Source organism: Streptosporangium sp. NPDC001681 (assembly GCF_040298085.1).
Taxonomy (GTDB): Bacteria; Actinomycetota; Actinomycetes; order Streptosporangiales; family Streptosporangiaceae; genus Streptosporangium.
In genome coordinates, this window is record NZ_JBEOZN010000058.1 from 52,024 (window position 1) to 58,432 (window position 6,409).

The window sequence follows — 6,409 nt, forward strand, 5'->3', positions numbered from 1 at the left end:
GTCAGGGAGAGCCCCCCAGGCCGGCCTCGCGGGCGCGGACGATCGCCTGGGCGCGGTCGGCCACCTGGAGCTTCATGAAGATGTTGGAGACGTGGTTGCGCACGGTCTTGCCGGACAGGAAGAGGAGCCCGGCGATCTCGTTGTTGCCCTTGCCCTGGGCGACCAGCCCGAGCACCTCCCGCTCCCGCTCGGTGAGCTCGGGGAAGGCGGTACGTGACGGATCGGGCATGCCGGTGAAGTAGGTCAGGACGCGGCGGGCGATCTCGGGCCCGTAGATGGCCTCGCCGGCGGCGACGGCGTGTACAGCGCGGGCGATCTCCTCGGCACCGGCCTCCTTGAGCAGGTAACCGCGCGCCCCGGCGCGCATCGCGGCGAACACCGAGTCGTCGTCGCGGAACATGGTCAGCACCAGCACCCCGATCCGCGGGCTGGTCCTGATGATCGTCCTGGTCGCCTCGATGCCGTTGCCGCCGGGCATCTGCAGGTCCATCACGACCACGTCGGGCTGGAGCTCGGCGGCCAGCGCCACGGCCTCCTGGCCGCCGGAGGCCTCCCCGACGACCTCGATGTCCATGGCTCCGAGCAGGCCGCGGAGACCCTGCCGGAAGATCGGGTGGTCGTCCACGATCAGTACCGTGATCACTCGGTCTCCTCCACCGGCAACCTGGCGATCACCTCCGTGCCGCCGCCCGGCCCGCGGCCGATCACACATGAGCCTCCCACCTCTGCCGCCCGCTCGCGCATCGAGGTCAGTCCCACGCCCGCGACCGGGTTCTCGGGCAGGCCGATCCCGTCGTCGGCGATCTCCACGCGCAGCTCACCCGGCAGGCGGCGCAGCCGGATGAGGATGGTGGTCGCGCCGGCGTGGCGGCGGGCGTTGGTGAGTGCCTCCTGGGCGATGCGGTAGGCGGCGACCTCGACGGCCGCGGGCAGGTCGGCCAGCGGACCGGCCACGGTCACCGCGGTCTCTCCGGCCGTTGCCCGCAGCGCGCCCTCCAGACCCAGGTCGTCCAGCGCGGGCGGGCGCAGGCCGTACACCAGCTCGCGGACCGACGCGATCGTCGCGATCATCTCCTCGCGGACCTGGACCAGCAGCTTCTCGACGGCCCGAGGGTCGGTGTCGAGCCTTCTGCGCGCCTCGTCGAGGGCGAACGTGACGCTGGTCAGCGCCGGGCCGAGCCCGTCGTGCAGCTCCCTGCCCAGCCTGCGGCGCTCCTCGTCGCGGGTGGACCGGATGCGTTCCCGGGAGCGGTGCAGGTCGGCGGTGAGCCGTACGGCGTGCGCCAGCTCGGCGAGGTGTCTGGCGAGCACCTCCATCGGCTCGCGGCCCGGCCGGACCCCCGCCACCATCAGGGTTCCGACCCAGTCCGCGTGCCAGAACAGCGGCGTCTCCGCCACCCCCGGCCGAAGCTCACCGTCGGTGAACACGCGCGTCGCGCCCCGCCCGGTGCGGACCTCGACACCGACCCCGGTGGCTCCCAGCGCCCCGCGGATCAGGGCCACGGCCTCGCCGAGGGCCGCCGCCGGATCCTGCGCCCCCTGCCCGGTACGGCCGAGCAGGCCGACGACCCGGTAGGGGTCGCGCTCGACGGCGAAGGCCCGGTCCACCAACCGCTGCAGGCGTAGCCGTGCCGGGTGGAAGAGACCGCCCACGGCCAGTGCGGAGATCAGCCCGGCGCCTTGGCCCAGGTCGCTGGCCAGGGCACCGGCCAGCCAGATCAGCCCGAAGTAGACGCCTCCGGTGACCGCGACGAGGGAGCCGTAGACCAGCGCCCGGTTGAGCACGACGTCGATGCCGTAGAGGCGGTAGCGCAGCACCGACGCGATGATCGACAGGGGCACCCCGGCCATGAAGAGGGTCTCCGTGGCCTTCAGCAGCCAGGATTCGGTCGCCACCCGGAGGATCCAGGAGAGCAGGAGCACCACCAGCGCGCCGACGTACCAGGCGATCTGGCGCCGGAGCTCGGTGTCGCCCGCCCGGTAGCGGAAGACCAGCGAGAGCACGCCGAGCGCGGTGAGCGCCATCATCGGGGCGCCGATGTACGACTCCACGATCGGGGAGATCTCACGCAGCGCCTCGACGCCGAAGGGGTTCGCGATCGGGAGCTGGAGCTCGAACTCGGGATCCGGGGCCAGTCCCAGGAACAGCGAGTGCCCGACCATGAGGACCAGGTTGGCGTACAGGATCGGCCGCCAGCGCCGGGAGGGCAGCCGGCCGTCGGGGAAGAGCAGCGGCAGCAGCGAGATGAACACCGGAACGTGCCACAGCCACAGCCACAGCGCCAGCCACCCGAGGTAGGGGGTGATCCCTCCGGGGTCGGTGAGGTAGGACCAGTGGGCGGCGCTGTAGACCAGGTAGTAGAGGCCGCCGGCCACCCCGCTGGCCCAGAGCAGCCAGGGGACGAGCAGCCGGGGCCGGCGGGTGATGAGGAACGCGCCGGCGACCGGGAACAGGATGACCGTCGGATCCAGGGTGATGAAGTCCTCGCGCCAGGTCGAGGCGCTCAGCTCGACCAGCCAGATCGCCAGGAGGTTGCAGACCGGCGCCAGCACCGCACCGGTCCAGACGAGAACGGCCAGCGCCGTCCGCCGCCGGTTCCCCGCGGCGCCTCCGTCTGTCGGTGAGGTCATGGAGTTCTCGTCCCTGGGGAAAGTCACGGCATCTGCGGTCGTGGGGGAGACCGTGGGCTCTCCGTCGGTGGAGGAGGTCGTTCCGCCTCCGTTCCCGGGGAAGGTCGTTCTGTCTTCGTTCCTGGGGACGGTCACGGTGGCTGCGGTCGCGGGGGAGGTCATGCCGACTCCGTTGTCCGTGAATGAGGTCGTGAGGTCTTCGCCGGTGAAGGAGATCACGGTGCTTCCGTTCCGAGGGGTAGCCGGGCGACGACCTCGGTGCCGCCGCCCGGACGCGGCCCGATCGTGCACGAGCCGCCCGTTTCCGCCGCCCGCTCGCGCATGGAGAGCAGGCCCACGCCACCGCGGACTTTTTCCGGCAGGCCGATCCCGTCGTCGGCGATCGAGAGCCGTAACTCGCCGCCCGCCGTCGCAGCGTCTGTCATGCCGCCGGATCCGCCTCCGGTGACCGTGGGCCCGACGCCTTTGGCCCGTACCACCTCGGCCCGTACCAGGGCGGTGGTGGCCTGGGCATGCCGGCGGACGTTGGTGAGCGCCTCCTGGGCGATCCGGTAGGCCGCCACCTCCACCGCCGGGGGTACGTCCTCCAGCCGACCGGCCAGCGCGACGTCCACCCGCGGCCCCGGCGCGTCGGCCAGCGAGCTCAGCGAGCCGGCCAGGCCGAAGTCCTTCAGCGCGGGCGGGCGCAGACCGTACACCAGGTCCCTGACGTCGGCGATCGCGGCGCCCATCTGGTCGCGCACGCGGATCAGCAGCCCCTCCACGGCCTCGGGATCCCGCTCCAGCCGGAGCCTGGCCTCGTCCACGGTCATCGCCAGGCTGGCCAGCGTCGGCCCCAGCCCGTCGTGCAGGTCGCGGCGGAGCCTGCGCCGTTCCTCCTCCCGGGTGGTGAGGATGTGCTCCCTGGACCGCCGGAGGTCCGCGGTGAGCCGTACGGCGTGCGCCAGCTCGGCCAGGTGCCGGGCCAGCACGTTCAGCAGGTCCGGCGAGGAGGCGGGACCGCTGCTGAGCAGCCGTCCGACCGGTTCCCCGTGCCAGACCAGCGGAGTCTCGACCGGCCGTTCCCCCAACTCGCCGTCGGCGACGGTTCCGCCGTGGACCTCGACGGCCACGCCGTCGGCGCGCAGCGCCTGGCGGACCAGTACCACGGCGGTGGCCAGCCCCTCGGCGGGGTCGACGGCCTCCTGCAGGGTGCGGCTCAGCCGATCGGCCACCCGGTAGGGGTCGTGCTCGACGCGGAGCAGCCGGTTCACGGCATGCTGCAGGCGCAGCCGTACCGGGCGGAAGACCGCGCCCACGGTCAGTGCCGCGACGAGCCCGGCCACCGGATCCTCGTCGCCGGACAGCGTGCCGGTCAGCCAGGTCAGGCCGGAGTAGATCCCCCCGGCGATCAGCGCCAGCGTGCCGTAGACCAGGACGCCGTTGAGCACGGCGTGGACGCCGGATGGCCGGGCAGCGGGGGGCTGTGCGGGGGGCGTCGTGACTGCCATGAGGGCAGGATCTCCCAGGTGATGTCCCGCTGTCCCGGGGCAGATGTCCCGTTCTGGAATGATTTTTCTAGGTCTCACTGGTTCGCGGGTGTATCTGGTGGGGAAGGCTCGGGCGGTGCTTCCCGGCTCTGTCCCTCCGGGGTGCGAACGCGAGGCCTGGAACCCGGGGCGGGAACGCCGCAGGCGGAGGCTCGTCCCGCGGTGACTACCCTGGTGGGCGTGAGCCGTACTGAGAACTCCGAGGACCTGTTCGCCCGCGCACGTGAGATCGTCCCGGGAGGTGTCAACTCCCCGGTCCGCGCCTTCGGAGCCGTCGGCGGCACGCCGCGCTTCATGGCTTCGGGGCAGGGGCCCTACATCACCGACGTGGACGGCAACCGCTACGTCGACCTGGTCTGCTCGTGGGGGCCGATGATCCTCGGCCACCGGCATCCCGCCGTGATCGAGGCCCTTCAGGAGGCGCTGCGCGACGGCACCTCGTTCGGTACGGCGACGGCCGGCGAGGTCGAGCTCGCCGAGGAGATCGTCGCCCGGGTCGACCCGGTGGAGAAGATCCGCCTGGTCAGCTCCGGCACCGAGGCCACCATGTCCGCGGTGCGGCTGGCACGTGGCTTCACCGGCCGATCCAAGATCATTAAATTCGCCGGCTGCTACCACGGCCATGTCGACGCCCTGCTCGCCTCGGCCGGTTCCGGCCTGGTGACCTTCGGCCTGCCCGACACCCCCGGCGTGACCGGCGCCTCGGCCGCCGACACCGTGGTGCTGCCGTACAACTCGATCGAGGCGGTCACCGAGGCGTTCCAGGCGTTCGGCGCCGAGATCGCGTGCGTGATCACCGAGGCGTGCCCGGCCAACATGGGCGTCGTCCCGCCGCTGGACGGGTTCAACGCCAGGCTGCGGGAGCTGTGCACCGCGCACGGCGCCCTGCTGATCATCGACGAGGTGCTCACCGGCTTCCGGGTCTCGGAGGCGGGTTGGTACGGGCTCGATCCGGTCGACGCCGACCTGATGACCTTCGGAAAGGTCATGGGCGGTGGCCTGCCCGCCGCCGCGTTCGGCGGTCGCGCCGACGTGATGGCCCACCTCGCTCCCGAGGGGCCGGTCTACCAGGCGGGCACCCTGTCCGGAAACCCGCTGGCCTGTGCCGCCGGCCTGGCCACCCTGCGCGCCTGCGACGAGGGCGTCTACGACCGGGTGGACGCCGCCGCCCTGGTCATCGGCCGCGCCGCCGCCGACGCGCTGGCCGCCGCCGGGGTGCCGCACCGCCTGCAGCGTGCCGGGAGCCTGTTCTCCATCTTCTTCACGGACGAGCGGGTGGTCGACTTCGACGCCGCCCAGAGGCAGAACACCGCCGCCTATCGGGCGTTCTTCCACTCGATGCTCGATCAGGGCGTCTACCTGCCGCCGTCGGCGTACGAGGCCTGGTTCCTGTCCGCCGCCCACGACGACGAGGCCCTCTCCCGCATCGCGGACGCCCTTCCCGCCGCGGCCAAGGCAGCGGCTTCCGTTTCCGTTTAGCAGGCGGTCTGTTCGGGTTCTGTGTGTTCCGGGCGGTCAGGGCTCCCTTGTCGGTCGGCTGCTCTGCCGGGTGTGTGTTCGCGCTCCGGTGGGTGGGTGCTCCGGGCGGCCGTCGTTGGTCGCGGTCTTGTGGGTTCAGGCCTTCGGCCTGGCGGGCGCGGTGGTCGCGGATTCTTATAAGCCGCCCGGAGCACCCACCCACCTCCGCGCACTCCGTGCCTCGCCGTACGCCCTGTGGGCCGTAGCTGCTTCCTTGCGGGCCGCCCATTGGGCTCTTCGGCGCTGAAGCAATCCGTACGGGGGGCGTTCTGGGGCCATCGCCGTAGCTGAAGCAGCGGTGCGGGAAGGAGCGCAGGGGGGGCTCCCTGTAGTTCATCGGGCCCGTCGTGATTCGCTGGCGCTGGTCGGCTTGTTGCGGTTTGTCGTTGTCGGTCACGGCTTGGCTCGGGGGCGAGTGTGGTCGCCTGATGGGACACACCACGACTCGGACCACCACTGTGACCGGAGGGAACCTCACTCCACTCCTCTGCCGTGGTCCAGCCGGACAGGCACACCGCGACTCGGGCCGCCACTGTGACCGGAGGGAGGGGTACGCCTCGGGAGAGGGGCTTCGGTCAGGTGGGTCAGCTGGAGAAGGAGCCGGGTCCGTCAGGCCCGTCGGTTCTGTTGGCTCCGTCGGTTCTGTTGGTTTCGTTGGCTCGGTCGGTTTTGTTGGTTTCGTTGGTTGGGAGGTGGAACCAGACGGCGGTGCCCGCTTCGGGGTCGTGGTG

At 71.8% G+C, this 6,409-nt stretch carries 4 protein-coding genes; 1 reads left to right on the forward strand and 3 read right to left on the reverse strand.

Annotation, left to right across the window (positions count from 1 at the left end):
• Position 1 precedes the first annotated feature (1 nt).
• From ABT130_RS25305 to ABT130_RS25315, 3 genes are all read right to left on the reverse strand, one after another.
• Complete coding sequence (locus tag ABT130_RS25305) at positions 2 to 643, reverse strand: response regulator transcription factor (RefSeq protein ID WP_350918540.1); 642 nt, start codon at positions 641 to 643, stop codon at positions 2 to 4.
• Positions 640 to 2,631: a sensor histidine kinase gene (locus ABT130_RS25310; protein ID WP_350959174.1), complete on the reverse strand. Its 1,992-nt coding sequence runs from the start codon at positions 2,629 to 2,631 to the stop codon at positions 640 to 642. The genes ABT130_RS25305 and ABT130_RS25310 overlap by 4 nt, the downstream gene beginning before the upstream one ends.
• Before the next feature lie 215 nt (positions 2,632 to 2,846).
• Positions 2,847 to 4,121 carry a sensor histidine kinase gene (locus tag ABT130_RS25315; protein ID WP_350959177.1) on the reverse strand — a complete coding sequence of 425 codons (1,275 nt, stop codon included), beginning with the start codon at positions 4,119 to 4,121 and terminating at the stop codon, positions 2,847 to 2,849.
• 219 nt (positions 4,122 to 4,340) lie between these two features.
• Between ABT130_RS25315 and hemL the strand changes: the two genes are divergently transcribed.
• Complete coding sequence (gene hemL, locus ABT130_RS25320) at positions 4,341 to 5,639, forward strand: glutamate-1-semialdehyde 2,1-aminomutase (RefSeq protein WP_350959179.1); 1,299 nt, start codon at positions 4,341 to 4,343, stop codon at positions 5,637 to 5,639.
• The last annotated feature ends 770 nt before the right edge of the window (positions 5,640 to 6,409 follow it).